The organism is Haemophilus influenzae, from assembly GCF_019703545.1.
GTDB classification, from domain to species: domain Bacteria; phylum Pseudomonadota; class Gammaproteobacteria; order Enterobacterales; family Pasteurellaceae; genus Haemophilus; species Haemophilus influenzae_E.
The window spans coordinates 1,194,371-1,213,647 of sequence record NZ_AP018771.1 but is presented as its reverse complement, the minus strand read 5'-3'; the positions used below and the strand labels follow the sequence as shown (position 1 = coordinate 1,213,647).

Annotated in this window: 20 protein-coding genes and 1 pseudogene; 9 read left to right on the top strand and 12 right to left on the bottom strand. The window is 37.2% G+C overall.

The features are described from left to right. Positions 1–28: 28 nt before the first annotated feature. Both K6J66_RS05970 and hda read left to right on the top strand, forming a co-directional pair. Entirely contained in the window at positions 29–1,273 is a 1,245-nt protein-coding gene (locus tag K6J66_RS05970; RefSeq protein ID WP_005663533.1) for a nucleobase:cation symporter-2 family protein, read from the top strand. 65 nt (positions 1,274–1,338) lie between these two features. Next, positions 1,339–2,034: a DnaA regulatory inactivator Hda gene (gene hda, locus K6J66_RS05965; protein ID WP_038439708.1), complete on the top strand. Its 696-nt coding sequence runs from the start codon at positions 1,339–1,341 to the stop codon at positions 2,032–2,034. Between the two features lie 28 nt (positions 2,035–2,062). Here hda and yciH read toward each other — a convergent pair whose 3' ends face one another. The 7 genes from yciH to cmk form a co-directional block, all read right to left on the bottom strand. Beyond that, entirely contained in the window at positions 2,063–2,383 is a 321-nt protein-coding gene (gene yciH / locus K6J66_RS05960) for a stress response translation initiation inhibitor YciH (RefSeq protein ID WP_005663537.1), read from the bottom strand. Between the two features lie 6 nt (positions 2,384–2,389). Then, on the bottom strand, positions 2,390–3,082 hold the full coding sequence (gene pyrF / locus K6J66_RS05955; protein WP_005691900.1) for an orotidine-5'-phosphate decarboxylase: 693 nt from the start codon (positions 3,080–3,082) through the stop codon (positions 2,390–2,392). Positions 3,083–3,105: 23 nt separating this feature from the next. Then, on the bottom strand, positions 3,106–4,296 hold the full coding sequence (gene lapB, locus K6J66_RS05950; protein ID WP_011961891.1) for a lipopolysaccharide assembly protein LapB: 1,191 nt from the start codon (positions 4,294–4,296) through the stop codon (positions 3,106–3,108). After that, positions 4,296–4,589: a LapA family protein gene (locus K6J66_RS05945; RefSeq protein ID WP_005650128.1), complete on the bottom strand. Its 294-nt coding sequence runs from the start codon at positions 4,587–4,589 to the stop codon at positions 4,296–4,298. Before K6J66_RS05945 ends, lapB begins: the two co-directional genes overlap by 1 nt. A 74-nt stretch (positions 4,590–4,663) precedes the next feature. Further along, positions 4,664–4,948, bottom strand: a complete 285-nt coding sequence (locus tag K6J66_RS05940; protein WP_011272718.1) for an integration host factor subunit beta — start codon at positions 4,946–4,948, stop codon at positions 4,664–4,666. A 122-nt stretch (positions 4,949–5,070) separates the two neighbouring features. Then, positions 5,071–6,720, bottom strand: a complete 1,650-nt coding sequence (rpsA, locus tag K6J66_RS05935) for a 30S ribosomal protein S1 (RefSeq protein WP_038439707.1) — start codon at positions 6,718–6,720, stop codon at positions 5,071–5,073. 96 nt (positions 6,721–6,816) lie between these two features. Then, a complete protein-coding gene (cmk, locus tag K6J66_RS05930; protein WP_005689558.1) occupies positions 6,817–7,494 on the bottom strand; it encodes a (d)CMP kinase in 678 nt (225 codons plus the stop codon). A 468-nt stretch (positions 7,495–7,962) separates the two neighbouring features. Between cmk and pdxS the strand changes: the two genes are divergently transcribed. Continuing rightward, a complete protein-coding gene (gene pdxS, locus K6J66_RS05925; protein ID WP_005654219.1) occupies positions 7,963–8,838 on the top strand; it encodes a pyridoxal 5'-phosphate synthase lyase subunit PdxS in 876 nt (291 codons plus the stop codon). Further along, positions 8,839–9,417, top strand: a complete 579-nt coding sequence (gene pdxT / locus K6J66_RS05920; protein ID WP_005650119.1) for a pyridoxal 5'-phosphate synthase glutaminase subunit PdxT — start codon at positions 8,839–8,841, stop codon at positions 9,415–9,417. A gap of 548 nt (positions 9,418–9,965) precedes the next feature. Here pdxT and dld read toward each other — a convergent pair. Both dld and K6J66_RS05910 read right to left on the bottom strand, forming a co-directional pair. Then, on the bottom strand, positions 9,966–11,660 hold the full coding sequence (gene dld, locus K6J66_RS05915; protein WP_038439705.1) for a D-lactate dehydrogenase: 1,695 nt from the start codon (positions 11,658–11,660) through the stop codon (positions 9,966–9,968). 248 nt (positions 11,661–11,908) lie between these two features. Then, positions 11,909–12,187, bottom strand: coding sequence for an Hpt domain-containing protein (locus K6J66_RS05910; RefSeq protein WP_005670420.1), 279 nt, complete (start codon positions 12,185–12,187; stop codon positions 11,909–11,911). A 134-nt stretch (positions 12,188–12,321) separates the two neighbouring features. On the opposite strand from K6J66_RS05910, the pseudogene K6J66_RS05905 reads away from it, so the two are divergent. Then, positions 12,322–12,654: pseudogene (locus K6J66_RS05905) on the top strand (transposase); the annotation flags it as partial. Positions 12,655–12,735: 81 nt separating this feature from the next. On the opposite strand, the gene K6J66_RS05900 reads toward K6J66_RS05905, so the two are convergent. The 3 genes from K6J66_RS05900 to rsmI all read right to left on the bottom strand — a co-directional run bounded on the left by K6J66_RS05900 (position 12,736) and on the right by rsmI (position 15,801). Then, positions 12,736–13,287, bottom strand: a complete 552-nt coding sequence (locus K6J66_RS05900; protein ID WP_038439704.1) for an NlpC/P60 family protein — start codon at positions 13,285–13,287, stop codon at positions 12,736–12,738. Between the two features lie 112 nt (positions 13,288–13,399). Beyond that, positions 13,400–14,848 (bottom strand): metalloprotease TldD, encoded by a 1,449-nt coding sequence (gene tldD / locus K6J66_RS05895; protein ID WP_038439703.1) that lies wholly within the window; start codon positions 14,846–14,848, stop codon positions 13,400–13,402. Between the two features lie 101 nt (positions 14,849–14,949). Then, positions 14,950–15,801, bottom strand: a complete 852-nt coding sequence (rsmI, locus tag K6J66_RS05890) for a 16S rRNA (cytidine(1402)-2'-O)-methyltransferase (protein ID WP_038439702.1) — start codon at positions 15,799–15,801, stop codon at positions 14,950–14,952. Positions 15,802–15,872: 71 nt separating this feature from the next. On the opposite strand from rsmI, the gene K6J66_RS05885 reads away from it, so the two are divergent. The 4 genes from K6J66_RS05885 to dolP are packed head-to-tail and all read left to right on the top strand — an operon-like array spanning position 15,873 to position 19,194. Continuing rightward, positions 15,873–17,600, top strand: a complete 1,728-nt coding sequence (locus tag K6J66_RS05885) for a penicillin-binding protein activator (RefSeq protein WP_038439701.1) — start codon at positions 15,873–15,875, stop codon at positions 17,598–17,600. Continuing rightward, a complete protein-coding gene (locus tag K6J66_RS05880; RefSeq protein ID WP_005654204.1) occupies positions 17,600–17,959 on the top strand; it encodes a YraN family protein in 360 nt (119 codons plus the stop codon). The genes K6J66_RS05885 and K6J66_RS05880 overlap by 1 nt, the downstream gene beginning before the upstream one ends. A 12-nt stretch (positions 17,960–17,971) precedes the next feature. Continuing rightward, positions 17,972–18,556 carry a D-sedoheptulose-7-phosphate isomerase gene (locus tag K6J66_RS05875; protein WP_038439700.1) on the top strand — a complete coding sequence of 195 codons (585 nt, stop codon included), beginning with the start codon at positions 17,972–17,974 and terminating at the stop codon, positions 18,554–18,556. 56 nt (positions 18,557–18,612) lie between these two features. After that, a complete protein-coding gene (gene dolP / locus K6J66_RS05870; RefSeq protein WP_038439699.1) occupies positions 18,613–19,194 on the top strand; it encodes a division/outer membrane stress-associated lipid-binding lipoprotein in 582 nt (193 codons plus the stop codon). The last annotated feature ends 83 nt before the right edge of the window (positions 19,195–19,277 follow it).

Below are 19,277 nucleotides of genomic sequence, written 5' to 3'. Positions count from 1 at the left end.
GTTAATTCAAACAGAGAGTTGAAACTAAATGACAAACCAAATCCCTCCTTCCCTAGCGGAAAATCAAAGCAAATTAAAACAATCTTTCGTTGGCCTACAAATGCTTTTTGTTGCATTTGGTGCGCTAGTACTCGTGCCATTAATTACAGGACTTGATTCCAATACGGCATTATTAACGGCAGGCGTTGGCACCCTACTCTTCCAATTTTGCACAGGCAAACAAGTGCCTATTTTCTTGGCATCATCTTTTGCCTTTATCGCGCCCATTCAATATGGCGTACAAACTTGGGGAATTGCGACTACGATGGGCGGTTTAGCGTTCACTGGTCTTGTTTATTTCGCCTTGAGCACTTTAGTAAAATTACGGGGAGCAGAAGCATTACAACGTTTTTTCCCACCAGTGGTTGTTGGGCCAGTAATTATTATCATTGGCATGGGGCTTGCACCTATTGCTGTGGATATGTCCTTAGGCAAAAACAGTGCTTATGCTTATAACGACGCTATATTAGTTTCAATGGTAACACTTCTTACCACTTTATCTGTGGCAGTATTTGCCAAAGGATTGATGAAACTTATTCCAATAATGTTCGGTATTACCGCAGGCTATATTTTGTGTTTATTTCTGGGTTTAATTAATTTCCAACCAGTGATTGATGCGCCTTGGTTCAGTTTGCCCAAATTAACGACACCTGAATTTAACCTAGAAGCCATTCTTTATATGTTACCAATTGCTATTGCCCCCGCCGTAGAACACGTTGGCGGTATTATGGCGATTAGCTCGGTAACAGGTAAAGATTTTCTAAAAAAACCAGGATTACACCGCACTTTATTAGGCGATGGCGTCGCTACCGCTGCTGCCTCTTTAGTTGGTGGTCCGCCTAATACGACTTATGCGGAAGTTACTGGTGCTGTGATGCTAACACGCAACTTTAACCCAAATATTATGACTTGGGCTGCAGTTTGGGCTATTGCAATTTCATTCTGTGGAAAAGTAGGCGCATTCCTATCAACCATTCCAACGATTGTAATGGGTGGAATTATGATGCTTGTTTTCGGTTCAATCGCAGTTGTGGGCATGAATACCTTAATTCGCGGAAAAGTTGATGTTACCGAAGCTCGTAATCTTTGTATTATTTCTGTCGTAATGACATTTGGTATCGGCAATATGTTTGTAGATGTGGGTAACGTATCACTAAAAGGTATCAGCTTGTGCGCGATTGTTGCTATCATCTTAAACCTTGTTTTACCGAAAGCAAAAAATGAAGTAGAATAAGCCCCATTTCAAAGGGTTAAATTATCATTTAGCCCTTTCTTACTTAATCTGTACTACATAAACATTTGAATAAGCAACTTCCCTTACCTATTCATCAAATTGATGATGCTACATTAGAGAACTTTTACGGCGATAATAATCTTTTATTGCTCGATTCTTTACGCAAAAATTCATCTGATTTAAAACAACCGTTTTTCTACATTTGGGGAGATAAAGGCTCTGGTAAAACCCATTTACTTAGAGCATTCAGTAACGAATATTTAATCAATCAACGTACTGCTATTTATGTACCCCTTAGCAAATCTCAATATTTTTCTACCGCAGTTCTTGAAAATTTAGAGCAACAAGAATTAGTATGCTTAGATGATTTACAAAGTGTAATCGGAAATGATGAATGGGAATTAGCTATTTTTGATCTGTTTAATCAAATTAAAGCAAGTGGGAAAACGCTTTTACTAATTAGTGCAGATAAATCGCCTTCCGCACTTTCTGTCAAATTGCCTGATTTAAACTCTCGCTTAACTTGGGGGGAAATTTATCAATTAAATTCATTAACAGACGAACAAAAAATCAAAGTACTACAACTCTCAGCTTACCAACGAGGATTCCAATTATCTGACGAAACTGCAAATTTTTTAATTACACGACTAGCACGAGATATGCATACTCTATTTAAAGCACTTGATCTACTAGATAAAGCATCATTACAAGCTCAACGAAATCTTACGATTCCTTTCGTCAAAAAAATTTTGAATCTCTAACAAAAAAGGCACTAATGCGCCTTTTTAATCATCCACCTGATAATTTAACTTTAAACCCTTTTTGCTCTAATAATTGCTTGAGCAAATCTCGTTTTTCCCCTTGAATTTCAATAATACCATTTTTAACTGCTCCACCACATCCACAACGTTTTTTTAATTCAGCCGCTAATTTTTTCAATTCCTCATCAGATAAATCTAAACCAGTTATAACTGATACGCCAGCACCTTTTCTACCACTCGTTTGTTTTTGGATACGTACAACACCGTCTCCTTTTGGGCGAACTACAGAAGCCTTTTCCTCTTTAATTCGACCCACATCTGTTGAATACACTAAAACAGAATCTGACATTTATGATTACCCAATAGATACATTAATAGAACGGAGAACCTCCGCAGGATTATCCGCTTGAGTTATTGGGCGTCCAATAACTAAATAATCTGAACCTGCACGAATTGCTGCAGTAGGCGTCATCACACGTCTTTGATCGCCAAAATCAGTTCCTATTGGACGAATCCCTGGGGTCACTAATTTAAAGTCTTCTCCACAAGCGTTACGTAAAATTTCAACTTCTTGAGGGGAACAGACTACACCATCTAAACCCGCCCGTTGGGTTAAATGAGCTAAGCGTAAAACTTGTTCCATTGGCGATGCATTAATCCCAATTTGTAATAAATCCAAGTCTTCCATACTGGTTAATACCGTCACAGCAATAAGCAATGGCGCATCTTTCCCATAAGGTTCAAGAATTTTCTTCGCTTCTTCCATCATACGCAAGCCACCACTTGCGTGTAAATCCACCATCCATACGCCTAAATCAGCAGCAGAACGAACTGCTCTTGCTACCGTATTTGGAATATCGTGATATTTCAGATCCAAAAAAACATCAAAATTACGTTGATGTAATTGTTTTACAAAATTAATACCAAGTGTAGTAAACATTTCTTTACCCACTTTTAATCGACACAAACTTGGATCAATTTGATCAACTAAAGCAAGAGCCTCTGCTTCTTTCTCGAAATCCAATGCCACAATAATTTTACTTGTCATAATGTTACCTCACTGAGTGTCAATTAATTATGTTCTTGATTTGAAACTGGTTTAATACTTTCCCATTGACGGCAAGATGGGCAATTCCATAATAGCTTATGAATTTGATAACCACAATTTGTACAACGATAAGGCGATGTTTGCTTAATCCTTTCGCCAACCATTTTATGTAATAAAATTAAGCTTTCTTTTCCCCGTCCCTCTTCTGCATCATCAATTTGATATTGCATAAAACGATGGAAAATTAAAGTACTTGGCTTTTTCGTGAGTTGCTGATAAAGCTTAGCTTGAGCAGCAGATTTGCCATCTTTTTCTTCAATTAATTTAACCAAAGCTAGCTCTACTTCATCATTATTAATAATTTGACCTGCACGAATTAGAAATAACTCAAAATTATCTAACTGATTTAATTCTTCGTAACAATGTTTTAAAGGTAACAAAATTTCACCCGTATAATCTGGATTTTGCTCCAAAACATTTTCTAATATTTTTACTGCTTGTTGATATTGACCGTCAAGCATTGCTAAATTTGCAAGCAATAAAGAAGCGCGAACACAAGTCGGAGAAACCGACAAAGCCTTTTGTAAAACACTGCGTTTTTCAACCGCACTTTCAGGCTCTAAACTTTGTGAATATTCACAATAACATTGCGCAAGTTCAATATTATTCTCTTGTGGCTTTATTTTAGCGAGTTTTTCAGCAATATTGACTGCTTTTTTCCATTCTTTTGTCTTTTGATAAATCACTAAAAGTTGCTGTAAAGCATTTTCTGCAAACTCAGGTTCATCTACTAGTAAAATATAAAGATTCTCAGCTCGGTCAAAAAAACCAACCACCATAAAATCTCGAGCAAGCTGTTGTTTTGCAAGTAATTTTTGTTCAAAAGTATAATTAGGACTAAGATCTAAAGCTTGATGAATGCGCAATGCGCGATCAACTTCGCCTCGAGAACGAAACAGATTGCCAAGTGTAAGTTCTGCTTCAAATTGGGAGTGACTTTCGATTTCATTTTCGATTTCTTGCTTTTGCAACATATCTAAAAACAAATCTACAGCTTTATCAGTTTGATTGGAAAGTAAAAAATTCACTCCCGTAACATAATCTCGGGAGAGTTTATTACTTATGTCATCTTGATCTTTCTTCGCACTACGCCGCCCCATATACCAACCATAGGCAGCAGCAATAGGCAATAATAGAAAGAGTAATTCTATCATTAAACGACCTTATCGCGCGTAGTCGTCAATTCATTGATTTGTAAAGTCTGACGTTTCACTTGACGAGCTAGTGCCATATTTTTTAATTTTAACTTAATATAGAAAAAAGCAGTAATTAGCCAACCAAGAATTAAACCTAACCCAAATAAAATAGCAACGAGGCTTGAAAGCTGAAACTGACTTTCTGCCACAATATAATTAAATGTAATAATCTGATCATTATTCGCACCAATGGTAATTGCAACTAACACAATAGCAATAAAGATCACAATACCTAAAATATATTTAATCATTTCATTTCCTTTAAAATATTTGTAACCCAAAATAAACTTTTTAATCAAAAATATTTTAATTAAATTTTAATCAATTAAGCCTGAACATCCACTCGAGCTTTTAATTCTTTACCCGCTTTAAAATATGGAACAGACTTAGCTGATAAGTTTACTGAATCGCCTGTTTTCGGATTTCTTCCCAAACGTGGTTGCCGATGATGTAAAGAAAAGCTACCAAAACCTCGAACTTCAACACGATCACCATTTTCAAGAGATTGAGAAATAAACTCTAAAATATCTTTTACCATATTTTCAATTTCTTTTGCAGATAAAGTTGGCTGTTTTGCTGACAATTTTTCCATAAGTTCTGACTTAGTCATCCTCTATACTTCCTTAATATTATTTAAATTAAGATCTATTGATAATAAATTACACAAATATATTAGCAATAACTCCTAACAAATAAGGCTGGACATCAGCCCAGCCTTATTACGTGAATTAATTATTCACCTTTAGCTGCTTTAAATGCTTCAGCCATTGCATTTGGAATAACAATATCTTCTTGTTTGTTATTTACACTTGCAACTGCCGCAGCTTCTTCAGCTTGATCTTTTGCTTTCACTGATAAGTGAACAATGCGAGATTTACGATCTACTCCAGTGTATTTCGCTTCAACCACATCGCCAACAGCTACTTCACTTGTTAAATCAGCAGAACGGATATAACCTTCAACACCACCTGCTAATTCAACTTTAGCACCTTTAGCATCTGCTTCAACAACAGTTGCAGATACTACCGCACCTTTTTTGTTGATTGCAACAAAGTTATTGAATGGATCTTCTTCAAGTTGTTTAATACCTAAAGAGATACGTTCTTTTACTGCATCAACAGCTAATACAACAGCTGACACTTCGTCACCTTTTTTGTATTGACGAACAGCTTCTTCGCCTGAAATACTCCAAGAAATATCAGATAAGTGAACTAAACCATCGATACCACCTTCAAGACCGATGAAGATACCGAAATCAGTGATAGACTTGATTTTACCCGTTACTTTATCGCCTTTATTGTGAGTTTCAGCAAATTGAGTCCATGGGTTAGCTTTACATTGTTTTAAGCCTAAAGAAATACGACGACGTTCTTCATCAATTTCTAATACCATTACTTCTACAGTATCGCCTAAGCTAACCACTTTAGATGGGTGGATATTTTTGTTAGTCCAATCCATTTCAGATACGTGAACTAAACCTTCAACGCCATCTAAGATCTCAACGAAACAACCATAGTCAGTTAAGTTAGTTACTTTACCTGTTAATTTGCTGTTTACTGGATGATTTTCAGCAATTGCTGCCCATGGATCTTGACCTAATTGTTTTAAGCCTAAAGATACACGAGTACGATCTTTATCGAATTTTAATACTTTAACAGTAACTTCATCGCCAACATTTACGATTTCACTTGGGTGTTTAACACGTTTCCAAGCCATATCTGTGATGTGTAATAAACCATCAACACCACCAAGATCAACGAATGCACCGTACTCAGTTAAGTTTTTAACGACACCTTTAACTTCTGAACCTTCCACAAGATTTTCTAATACTTGTTCACGTTCTTGGCTGTTTTCAGATTCAATTACTGCACGACGAGAAACAACAACGTTGTTACGTTTTTGATCTAATTTGATTACTTTGAATTCTAATTCCTTGCCAAGTAAGTGATCTGCTTCACGCGCTGGACGAGTATCAACTAAAGAGCCTGGTAAGAATGCACGAACACCGTTTAACTCAACTGTGAAGCCACCTTTCACTTTGCCGTTGATTAAACCGATAACGGTCGCTTTTTCTTCGTAAGCTTTTTCTAATTCAATCCAAGATTCGTGACGAACCGCTTTCTCACGAGAAAGTTTAGTTTCGCCGAAACCATCTTCAACTGCATCTAATGCAACATTTACAGTATCGCCAACTTGGATTTCAAGTTCGCCTTGTGCATTTAAGAATTCAGCAACTGGAATTGCAGACTCAGATTTTAAACCTGCATCAACAAGCACAAAGCCTTTTTGGATAGCTACTACAGTACCGCTAACGATTGAACCTTGACGAGTTTCAAGGACTTTTAATGATTCTTCAAAAAGTTGAGCAAAAGATTCTGACATATAAATAATCTTCTTAATTTAAGTTAATAACATCCACATTAAAATCCATAAAATGCGGGGTTGAGGATAAATGCTTATTCTTCCTTGAACAAACAGTTAAATCAAAACTGATACCTTTTCTTGAATATAAGCTAACGCCTGATCAATAACTTCATCAATACTCAAGGTTGTGCTATCCAATAATAAAGCATCATCTGCTGGTTTTAGCGGTGCAACTTCACGATTTCTATCACGAAAATCACGCTCTTTTATCTCGGCTAAAATCTGTGCAAAGTTACCATTTATTCCTTTATTTTGCAACTGTTTATAGCGTCTTTTTGCACGTTCTTCAGCACTTGCATCTAAAAATAATTTTACTTGTGCATTTGGGAATACAACCGTTCCCATATCTCTACCGTCCGCAATTAATCCATCATTTTTCGCAAAATCTTGCTGAAGTTGTAATAAAGCTGACCGCACTTTTTGAAAGACTGCTACTTTTGACGCAGCATCTGCCACTTCTTGCGTGCGAATTAAACGGCTCACATCCATTCCTGCAAGCAAAATGTTTACCTCGCCATTTTGAGGAATAAATTGAATATCTAAATGACGTGCTAATTCTGCTAAATCTGTTTCATTTGTTAGATCAGTTTTACGTTGCAACGCTGCCAATGCAGTAACGCGATAAATCGCCCCACTATCCAACAATGCATAGCCCAACTTTTCAGCCAACGCATAACAAAGCGTCCCTTTCCCAGCACCACTAGGACCATCAACAGTAATAATCATTCCCATACAAATTATCCTTTCATTCTCAAAATTTTGCGCATTATAGAGACAATTGCCCCTCATTACCATCCTAGAGATTATTACTAGCTTCCATGTTTTGTATGGCTTATCTAATAAAGTTAATTTCACAAGCTCTAGGAAAGAGTAAACTCCCTTTCAAGCTTTTTCTTAAATTTCAGAAAATCTAACCACATAGAAAAAGGTTTTTAAAAACATTTCAAGGTTTTTTTAATAACTATTGTGGCACTTAAGGACGAAATTCTTTCAGCTAAAGTAGCTCTTTTTTCTATTATTAAATTGGACAATCCTTCTGACGTTCTACACTTCGTTTATACAAAAAACTGAAATTAAGCACGCTAGACATTATGCCTTTTAATATATACGCATTTTTTCAAACTTGTTCTAAAGACTTTTCTACATTACAATAAAAAACGTAGCTATCAATACAAATAATCAAATAATGAGGACAAAGAAATGGCTGAAAATCGTTATGAACTAAATAAAAACTTAGCACAGATGCTCAAAGGTGGTGTTATCATGGATGTTCAAAACCCTGAACAAGCTCGCATTGCAGAAGCTGCTGGTGCAGCTGCAGTGATGGCTTTGGAACGAATTCCTGCAGATATTCGTGCTGTTGGAGGCGTCTCTCGAATGAGCGATCCTAAGATGATCAAGGAAATCCAAGGAGCAGTTAGCATTCCAGTTATGGCAAAAGTTAGAATTGGACATTTCGTTGAGGCTCAGATTTTGGAAGCTATTGAAATTGACTATATCGATGAGAGTGAAGTGCTTTCTCCAGCTGACAACCGTTTCCATGTGGACAAGAAAGAATTCCAAGTACCTTTTGTATGTGGTGCCAAGGATTTGGGCGAGGCCTTGCGTCGTATCGCTGAAGGGGCTTCAATGATTCGTACAAAAGGAGAACCAGGAACAGGAGATATCGTCCAAGCTGTTCGCCATATGCGCATGATGAGTCAAGAAATTCGTCGCATTCAAAATTTACGTGAGGACGAGCTCTATGTTGCGGCCAAAGATTTACAAGTTCCTGTAGAATTGGTTCAATACGTCCATAAGCATGGGAAATTGCCAGTTGTCAACTTCGCAGCTGGAGGAATTGCAACTCCAGCAGATGCGGCCTTGATGATGCAACTTGGCGCAGAGGGTGTCTTTGTTGGTTCAGGTATTTTTAAATCAGGAGATCCTATAAAACGTGCGAGCGCTATTGTCAAAGCTGTAACTAACTATCGAAATCCACAAATCCTAGCACAAATCTCCGAAGATTTAGGTGAAGCCATGGTTGGTATCAATGAAAATGAAATCCAAATTCTCATGGCTGAGCGAGGAAAATAAATGAAAATCGGAATATTAGCTCTACAAGGTGCCTTTGCGGAACATGCACAAATGCTAGAAAAATTAGGAATTGAAAGTGTCGAACTGAGAAATTTAAAAAATTTTCAACAACATTACAGTGATTTATCAGGTTTGATTCTACCTGGCGGTGAGTCAACCGCCATAGGAAAACTTTTAAGAGAGCTGTATATGCTGGAACCGATAAAACAAGCTATCTCTTCTGGCTTTCCTGTCTTTGGAACTTGTGCTGGTTTGATTCTGTTGGCTAAAGAGATTACTTCTCAGAAAGAGAGTCATTTTGGAACAATGGACATTGTGGTTGAGAGGAATGCCTATGGACGCCAATTGGGAAGTTTCTATACAGAAGCAGATTGCAAGGGGGTTGGTAAAATTCCTATGACTTTTATCAGAGGACCTATTATCAGTAGTGTTGGTAAAAAAGTCAATATTCTTGCAACGGTAAATAATAAAATCGTTGCAGCCCAAGAAAAGAATATGCTGGTAACATCATTTCATCCTGAATTAACAAATAACTTGAGTTTGCATAAGTACTTTATCGATATATGTAAAGTAGCATAAACCATTATCTGCATATCTGCCCTCCCTAGGAAACAAACCATATTGTAGCAATGAGAGCAGATAATTTTCATCAAAAAACCGAACAGTTACTAGACTTAAAACCGAATGCAAGGTAGGATAAGGATGAACAAAAACAAAATTTCTTGTTGTATTGACGAGAGCAAACGCCACTTCGTAATTGGGCTTTCCCCAAAACGAACCAAAATCAACAATCCTAAAGACATTACACACCATTGAGTATTTACAAGGTTTCAATGCGGACTGAATCATCTATGAAAGCACCGACGGCTTGGATCTTACGATTGCCAAAATATTATATCAAGCAGCCCTTTTCGTGCTCATTGCCAATCCACGACAAATCAATCACTTTACAATGTCACATTTAGTAACCAACAATTACTGTACAAGTGTAGACTGGAATAAGTCAAATAATTTTGCGGTAAACATCAGATAATTTGCTGACCTTATTTTGATGAGTTGGCTCTATCTAAGAAGAGGAAATAATAAACAAGCGGTCACATTTGACATCTTGTTTGCATTTTAGAGGTTTATTCCGCCCAGTATTTTTTCCTCGTCGTTTTACCAATACCTGGATTAAAGCTATTGGTTGGATCCAACTCTTTATAGAATTTTCTCAAGGTTGGTTTAGCCTCGTATAAATGCCCTACATTGTGTTCGGCTGGGTATTGCGCACCACGCTTGTCAAGTAATTTCAACATTTCGTATTCTAGTTCTTCATAATCATAACCTTTTTTTACAATGTAATCTTGATGAAAGACATGGCACATAAAATGTCCGTAGTAAAGTTTAGAGATAATTCTGTTATCAATTTCTGGCGGTAACACTTCAAACCAATCTTGATCATTGCGACGTAATGCAACATCTAAAGCAACTATTTCTTCTACTTCTTTTTCGTGAATTGCACGATAACGAATTGCAGCACTTGCAACAGCGAAACGATGAAGCATTGCTGCTTGGGTTTCGATTGCATTACATTCAAAATAGCCACCTTTTGAGCCATCTGCAATGTAGGATTCCAAATATTCACGGGCTTCTTGAATGCCTTTTCCACCCATTTTGATAATTAAGTGATGCTCGTATTTGTTGCGATAATCCCATAAGCTTTGTGGAAGATGTTCTGGGATGAATTTAGACACAGCTTGCATAAATTTATCGCTTAAATGTTGTGGTAAAAAGAAGAATTTTTTGCCGATGCGATCCACGTTTGATTTTAAGGAAAAGAGTTTTGGTAGCCAATGTGTACCAAACTTTTTAATGACCCAAAAGGTATCTTTGCCATATTTTGCTGCGATGTCAAATGCATCACGATGGATATATTCACCTGAAATGGGTAGCACTTCGAAGTTTACTAACATGTGGCGACGAATATCGCTCAACACAGAAGTTTGATTGGTGCCGATATAGAAAACAGCCGTCTCTTTTTCAAGCGGAAAGGTGTCTAAACGAACCGCAAAGACAGCAAGTTTTCCTGCACAGCCTGAGGCTTCATAGTGGCGAGCTGGGTCGGCATTAAAACGAGCAGGGGAGCCTTCATCAACTTGACGAACATAGTTGCAGTAGTAATGGTCGTGACCATGTCCGCAATCTTGTCGAATATCTTTAATCTGATAACGTTTTTCTTGTAGATTAGTTAAAATTTCTTCAGGAGTTTCTCCTAAATCAATGCCTAAATGATTTTTTAGTTCTAATTCACCTTTTTCATTAAGTTGAGCGTAAAGTGCCATTTCTGTATAAGCTGGTCCACGTTGAACTAATGCTCCACCTGAGTTGTTACAGATCCCACCAATAACTGATGCACCAATGCAAGATGAGCCAATAACAGAGTGGGGTTCACGACCAAACGGTTTAAGTTGATTTTCTAATTCATTGAGTGTAGAGCCTGGTAAGCAAATAACTTGGGAAGCGTTATTGATGAGTTGGATTCCGTCAATTCGCATTGTATTGATGACGACAATATCGCGATCATAATCATTGCCATCTGGTGTAGAGCCACCAGTTAAACCTGTATTCGCCGCTTGGTTTATAACAATAATATCATGTTCAACGCAAACTTTTACAATGTTCCAAAACTCAAGTAGAGTGGCAGGGCGAACAACAGCTAGGGCGTTTCCTGTTCCAAATCGATAACCACTTCGATAAGCTTCTGTTTTAGTTGGATCAGTAATAATATAACGAGAGCCAACAATATCGGTCAGTCGTGAAATGAGTTGTTGAACAGACATTTTATTATCCTCTTGTAATAAGAATTAATAGCACTATAACAGAATAATTCCCATTTGGATAAGGATATTTTAGGCTTTAATCGGTGTTTTTTTGGAATTGCTCTGCATATAAAGAAAATTCTCTCTTTGAGGGTAAATTGGGATGAGGTAGTTTTTGAAGTGAATTTTAAGCACAATAAAAAAACATCAGAATTTTTAGCCGCACTTTCTAAAGTATCCACTAATTTACATAAATGATTTAACCCTACCTATGCTGCTACTCTTTTAATTTTATGAACAGTATTTTCTGTTTCTTTCATATTATCTTTTGATAATTGAGTAAGATAATTAGGCATGGTTTGTTTGAATAAAGATAAATTTTTTAAAATTTTGGATTTACCATGCGTTTCAATCAATGCTAAATCAAACTGTTCTGAAAGCTTATTATCATTCATTTCTATAATAGATTCTCTTTCATCCACAAAAAATTTCTGCAGGCAATTGTGTAAATCCTTAATTGAAATGAGTTTACGTAATATGCCATCCATTCCAATTTCTTAATGTTCCTGCTCGCTTTACATAACATTGACGGTAAAAAATCATAAATACCATTCTAATAGTTTTCTCGCAAATGTTGGGCGATTTCTATAATTTCACAAATCTTTTTACATAAATTTGGGGTTTATTTAACAGTGAAATTATGGCTTATAATTTAGTGCTAAGTCCGAACTTTGAGTAAATTAACCAAATGATGAAACAAGCCGTAGCAAGGCTTGATGAAGCAAAACCGATTTTACATTCCGACCAAGGTTGGCAATATCAGATGATAGATTATCAACACATACTCAGGGAGAATGGCATTCAAAGTATGTCAAGGAAGGGAAATTGTTTAGATAACAGTAGAATGGAAAGCTTCTTTAGATGTTTTAATAACTGGAAAAAAAGCTCCATGAGCGTATTCAGAAGAGGCTAAAGACAGAGCCCTGTGAATGACAGAACTCAGTTCTTGAGCTAAATAAGTCTAACTTTTTGGGGGCAGATCATTTATCAATAAACTGATCAAAAAACCGAACTTAATGTTCGGTTTTCTTTTTCATTACATAATTCGACGCGATTGAGTGTAGGTTCTAGCCCAATATTTTTCATCAAGGGAACTTATTGTCACGCCTTGCCCTGTACTTACGTGCATAAATTGGTTATTACCAATATAAACACCAACGTGATTATTTTTACGGAAGAAAACTAAATCGCCTTTTTTAAGTTCTGATTTATTAATTTTTCTACCTAAATGACGCTGTTCAGCCGTAGAACGAGGCAATTCAATACCAAAAACTTCAGAAAAAGTAGTTTGCATAAATGCTGAACAATCAATACCACGTTTAGTCGTACCGCCCATACGATAGCGAGTGCCAACCCATTCATTATAAACACTGGCTAGAGCCTTATCGCCCATCAAAGCAGAGGAACGGTTTGTTCTCACTTTGTGAAAAATGCCTGTTCGATTATCTTTTTCTAAATTATTAATTAAACCAGTTAATTGAATATCATCATTTTCTGAAATAACCTGATGACTTACCGTTCGTGGTACATTAGAACAAGCGGTTGCTAATACAGCTAAACCAATAATAACTAAAATTCTTTTCAACATAATTTCAAATAATTAAAAGAAATAAAATTTCGCAGCGGCTATCAAAATTTGAATAAAATTGCCAGTAAAAATCCAATTCTAATGGAATTTTTGTGATCTTTTACACAATGACTTAATTTGTTCCACCAACAGTAATTTCATCAATTTTTAGTGCTGGCTGTCCTACGCCAACAGGTACACTTTGTCCCTCTTTACCACAAACCCCGATACCTAAATCAAGCTCTGATTTATCTGCAACCATAGAAATTTTTTGCATCACTTCAATGCCACTGCCAATTAAAGTTGCACCCTTAACTGGTTTCGTGATTTTTCCTTTTTCAATTAAATAAGCTTCTGAAGTGGAAAATACAAATTTACCAGAGGTAATATCCACTTGCCCTCCACCAAAGTGCGGTGCATAAATCCCCTGTTTTACAGAAGCAATCAAATCATCAAACTGACTTTGTCCAGCAAGCATATAGGTGTTAGTCATTCTAGGCATTGGTAAATGGGCGTAAGACTCACGTCGTCCATTTCCTGTTGGAGCAACGCCCATCAAACGGGCATTCATTTTATCTTGCATGTAACCTTGCAAAATCCCGTCTTTGATGAGTACATTGCACTGGCTTGGTACACCTTCATCATCAATAGTCAATGAACCTCGACGATTTTTAATCGTGCCATCATCCACAATTGTACATAATGGAGAAGTTACTTGTTCGCCAATCTTACCAGTAAAAAGTGAACTTTCTTTACGGTTAAAATCGCCTTCTAAACCATGCCCAACAGCCTCGTGTAACAGCACACCAGGCCAACCTGCGCCTAACACAACTGGCATTAATCCTGCAGGTGCTGCAACTGCACTAAGGTTTACTAAGGCTTGACGAACCGCTTCTTTAGCAAATCGTACTGCTCTAATATCGCCATCAATCACTTCAAAGAACCAATCTAAACTGAAACGCCCACCAGAACCACAACTTCCTCGTTCACGTTTTCTATTTTCCTCTACTAACACAGAAATAGATAAGCGAACTAAAGGACGAATATCTGCGGCTAATGTGCCATCTGTCGCCATAATTAATACTTCTTCATAAACGGAACTGAGGCTTGCTGAAACCTTGGTTACACGATGATCTTCTGCGCGTGCTGTACGATCAACCAAATGTAATAGCTCAATTTTTTTCTCTTTAGTCAAACTTTCCAAAGGATTAATCGCCGCATAACGAGCAATAGGATTTACAACATTAAAAGCGGATGGCGAAATCAAATTCCCCTGTTTGACTTGCGCGATCCCCTTTACCGCCTCCGCACATTGCTGCAAAGAAGCAAGATTAATTTGATCGGCATAAGCAAACCCCGTTTTCTCGCCAGAAACTGCCCGCACACCAACGCCACGATCAATATGAAAACCGCCTTCTTTTATAATGCCGTCTTCTAATACCCAACTTTCATCTTGGCTAAGTTGAAAATACAGATCGGCATAATCAATATTGCGATGCGACATAACATCAAAAATATTGAGTAATGTTTGAGTTGAAAGATTGCTTGGTGTGAGTAATGTATTTGAAACTTGGTTTAACATATTTTTTCCAGTCTAAAGTAAATATCTTGTGAGTGCTTGTATCCGTTTAATACAACAGCACAGATTAAAATCGGATTAATAAAGTGCGGTTGATTTTGAGGTTATTTTTCCAAATGCGCTAATCCAAATTGATACAAAGCATTCTTCTTATAACCATACAACTCAGCAACTATAGCTGCTGCTTTTTTAAGTGGCAATTCTTCTGCAATTAACTCAAGTGCCTTTACCGCTTGTGGCGAAATTTCATCGTTATTGTCAGACTTTGGTTTGCTTTCCACAATCAAAACCATCTCGCCTTTTGTACGATTGGGATCTTCTAAAAGCCATTCGCGTAAATTTTTAATCGTATTCCCCGTAATCGTTTCCCAAGTTTTAGTCATTTCACGGGCTAACACAATATAGCGTTCTTCCCCTAGCACCGCTTGCATATCTTCTAGTGTATCTAAAATACGGTGAGTGGATTCATAAAAAATCAAAGTGCGGTCTTCTTCTGCAATATTTTCTAATTTATCTTTGCGCGCTTTACTTTTCGCAGGTAAAAAGCCTTCAAAACAAAATCTATCAGAAGCAATCCCCGATGCACAAAGAGCGGTAATTGCCGCACAAGCTCCTGGCAAAGGCACAACTCGAATGCCAGCTTCACGGCATTGGCGTACTAAATGAAAACCAGGGTCACTGATTAATGGCGTCCCCGCATCAGAAATCAAAGCAATATTGCTACCTTGCTTGAGCTTTTCCACCAAAATATGGGCTTTTTCTTGTTCGTTATGATCATGCAAAGCAAAAAATGGCTTCTTAATGCCGTAATGGCTCAATAAAAGTCCACTATGGCGAGTATCTTCTGCTGAAATTAAATCCACTTGAGCAAAAGTCTCTAAAGCACGCTGGGTAATATCCTGTAAATTGCCAATCGGTGTGGCAACAATGTATAAAATTCCGGTTAAATCAGTCATTTTTGTTTGCTTTTAAGTTATGAGATAAGTAAGATTTGCTACAACTATTGTCTGTTTATGATGGAGCAAAGATGTCTATTCTATTACAAGGCGAACGTTTTAAAAAACGTTTAATGCCAATTTTATTGTCAATGGCTTTAGCTGGCTGTTCAAATCTACTTGGTAGCAATTTCACGCAAACCTTACAAAAAGATGCAAATGCAAGTTCTGAATTTTATATAAACAAATTAGGGCAAACGCAAGAACTTGAAGATCAACAAACCTATAAATTGCTCGCGGCTCGAGTGTTAATCCGTGAAAATAAGGTTGAACAATCGGCAGCGTTATTGAGGGAATTAGGCGAATTAAATGATGCGCAAAAATTAGATCGTGCATTAATTGAAGCGAGAATTTCTGCCGCAAAAAATGCCAATGAAGTCGCACAAAATCAATTACGTGCATTGGATTTAAATAAACTAAGCCCGTCACAAAAATCTCGTTATTACGAAACCTTAGCTATTGTTGCCGAAAACCGTAAAGACATGATTGAAGCGGTAAAAGCGCGGATAGAAATGGATAAGAATTTAACAGATGTACAACGTCGTCAAGATAATATTGATAAAACTTGGGCTTTATTGCGTTCAGCGAATACTGGCGTTATTAATAATGCCTCTGATGAAGGTAATGCAGCTTTAGGCGGTTGGCTAACATTAATCAAAGCCTACAACGATTATATTCGTCAGCCTGTACAATTAAGCCAAGCCTTACAAAGTTGGAAAAATGCTTATCCAAATCATGCAGCCGCAATATTGTTCCCAAAAGAATTGCTTACATTGCTTAATTTCCAACAAACCACTATTTCACAAATTGGTTTACTCTTGCCATTAAGTGGAGATGGACAAATTCTTGGTACAACCATTCAATCGGGTTTTAACGACGCGAAAGGTAACTCAACTATTCCAGTGCAAGTGTTTGATACCTCAATGAATTCTGTCCAAGATATCATTGCGCAAGCAAAACAAGCGGGGATTAAAACCTTAGTCGGCCCATTACTAAAACAAAATCTTGATGTGATTTTAGCAGATCCTGCTCAAATTCAAGGTATGGATGTGCTTGCATTAAATGCCACACCAAATTCTCGTGCGATTCCTCAACTTTGTTATTACGGACTTTCTCCAGAAGATGAAGCTGAATCTGCCGCCAATAAAATGTGGAACGATGGCGTGCGTAATCCACTTGTCGCAATGCCGCAAAATGATTTAGGACAACGCGTAGGCAATGCCTTTAATGTGCGTTGGCAGCAATTAGCAGGTACTGATGCGAATATCCGTTACTACAATTTGCCTGCGGATGTGACCTATTTCGTTCAAGAAAATAACTCAAATACAACCGCACTTTATGCCGTAGCAAGTCCAACTGAACTGGCAGAAATGAAAGGTTATTTAACAAATATCGTACCTAATTTAGCGATTTATGCCAGTTCTCGAGCAAGCGCAAGTGCGACAAACACTAATACCGACTTCATCGCACAGATGAACGGTGTACAGTTTAGTGATATTCCATTTTTTAAAGATACCAATTCTCCACAATATCAGAAGTTAGCAAAATCCACGGGGGGCGAATATCAATTGATGCGTTTATATGCAATGGGTGCGGATGCGTGGTTACTCATTAATCAATTTAATGAATTACGCCAAGTGCCAGGCTATCGCTTGAGTGGCTTAACAGGGATTTTAAGTGCTGATACCAACTGTAATGTTGAACGCGATATGACTTGGTATCAATATCAAGATGGTGCAATTGTACCAGTTGCAAACTAATGTTTTCTTTAAAACGTCAGCAAGGGGCGAGCTTTGAGCATCAAGCTCGCCTTTTTTTAGAATCAAAAGGCTTAACATTTATTGCGGCTAATCAAAATTTCAAATGTGGTGAACTTGATCTAATAATGAATGACAAAGAAACTATCGTCTTTGTTGAAGTTCGCCAACGAAGTCATTCCGCCTATGGTTCTGCTATAGAAAGCGTAGATTGGCGAAAACAACAAAAATGGTTAGATGCCGCAAATTTATGGCTTGCAAAACAAAATATGAGCTTAGAAGATGCTAATTGCCGCTTTGATTTAATCGCTTTTGGCAAAACACCTCAAGATATTCAATGGATTCCTAATTTTCTCGATTAATGGCTTTTTATAATGTTACAAAAAGTAAAAGATATTTATAGCGAAAGTATTCAAATTCAAATTGCAGCATCTAGCATGCTTTCTCAAAATATTACCAATGCCACACAAATGGTAATGCAATGTTTATTAGGCGGTAATAAGGTTATCGCCTGTGGCGTGTCGCGTTCTTATGCTAATGCACAGTTTCTCGTCTCAAACTTACTTAATCGATATGATTTAGTTAGACCGAGCTTCCCGTCTGTGTTATTGAGCTTAGAAAGTGCGGTGGGTTCTTCACTTGTTTTTGAACAATCGCCTGAAGAATTGTATTGTCATCAATTTAATGCCATTGCAAAATCGGGCGACTTACTTATTGCTTTTGCACCTTTGGGGACAGAAAAAATCGTACTAAATATTATTTCTCATGCTGTCAGCAAAGAAGTTAATGTTATTGTGCTAACTGGCTCTAACAACGATGCCATTCAAGGAATTTTAGCAGATAAGGATCTAGAAATATCAATCCCAGCCACCAAAGAAAGTCGAATCTTAGAGAACCATCTTTTTGTGATTAATGCACTTTGTGAATTGGTTGATCAGACTTTATTCCCAAGTGCTTGACAGGAAAATAAATCACTTTCAAACTAATAGTAATTTAATCTAAAAAGGAGTTAATTATGACATTATCCCCGTTAAAAAAACTCGCTATCCTGCTTGGGGCGACTATTTTTCTACAAGGCTGTGTTGCAGCTGTGATTGGAGGTGGCGCTGTAGCAGCTAAAGTAGCTACCGATCCCCGAACTACAGGGACACAAATTGATGATGAAACCCTCGAATTTAAAGTAGAAAATGCTGTAGAAAAAGATGCCCAAATTAAGGCTGAAGGCCGTGTAAATGCAGTGTCTTACAATGGCCGAGTACTTTTAATAGGTCAAGTTCCTAATAGTGATGTAAAAGACACTGCCACAGCTCTTGCAAAGGGTGTTAAAGGTGTAAATGAAGTTTATAATGAACTAACTGTTAGCCCAAAAATCTCTTTTGCACAAATCAGTAAAGATAGTTGGCTCACAACGCAAGTCAAATCTAAGATGTTCGTTGATGGTCGAGTTAAAGCCACAGATGTCAAAGTGATTAGCGAAAATGGAGAAGTATTTTTACTGGGTAACGTCACACAATCTCAAGCCAATGCGGCAGCCGACATTGCCAGCAAAATCAGCGGTGTGAAAAAAGTAATTAAAGTATTCAAATACCTAGACTAATCCTTCAAAGTGCGGTGAAAAATTCAACAAATTTTTACCGCACTTTTTCTTATTTTTCTAAATAAAAAATTTTAATTTTTATT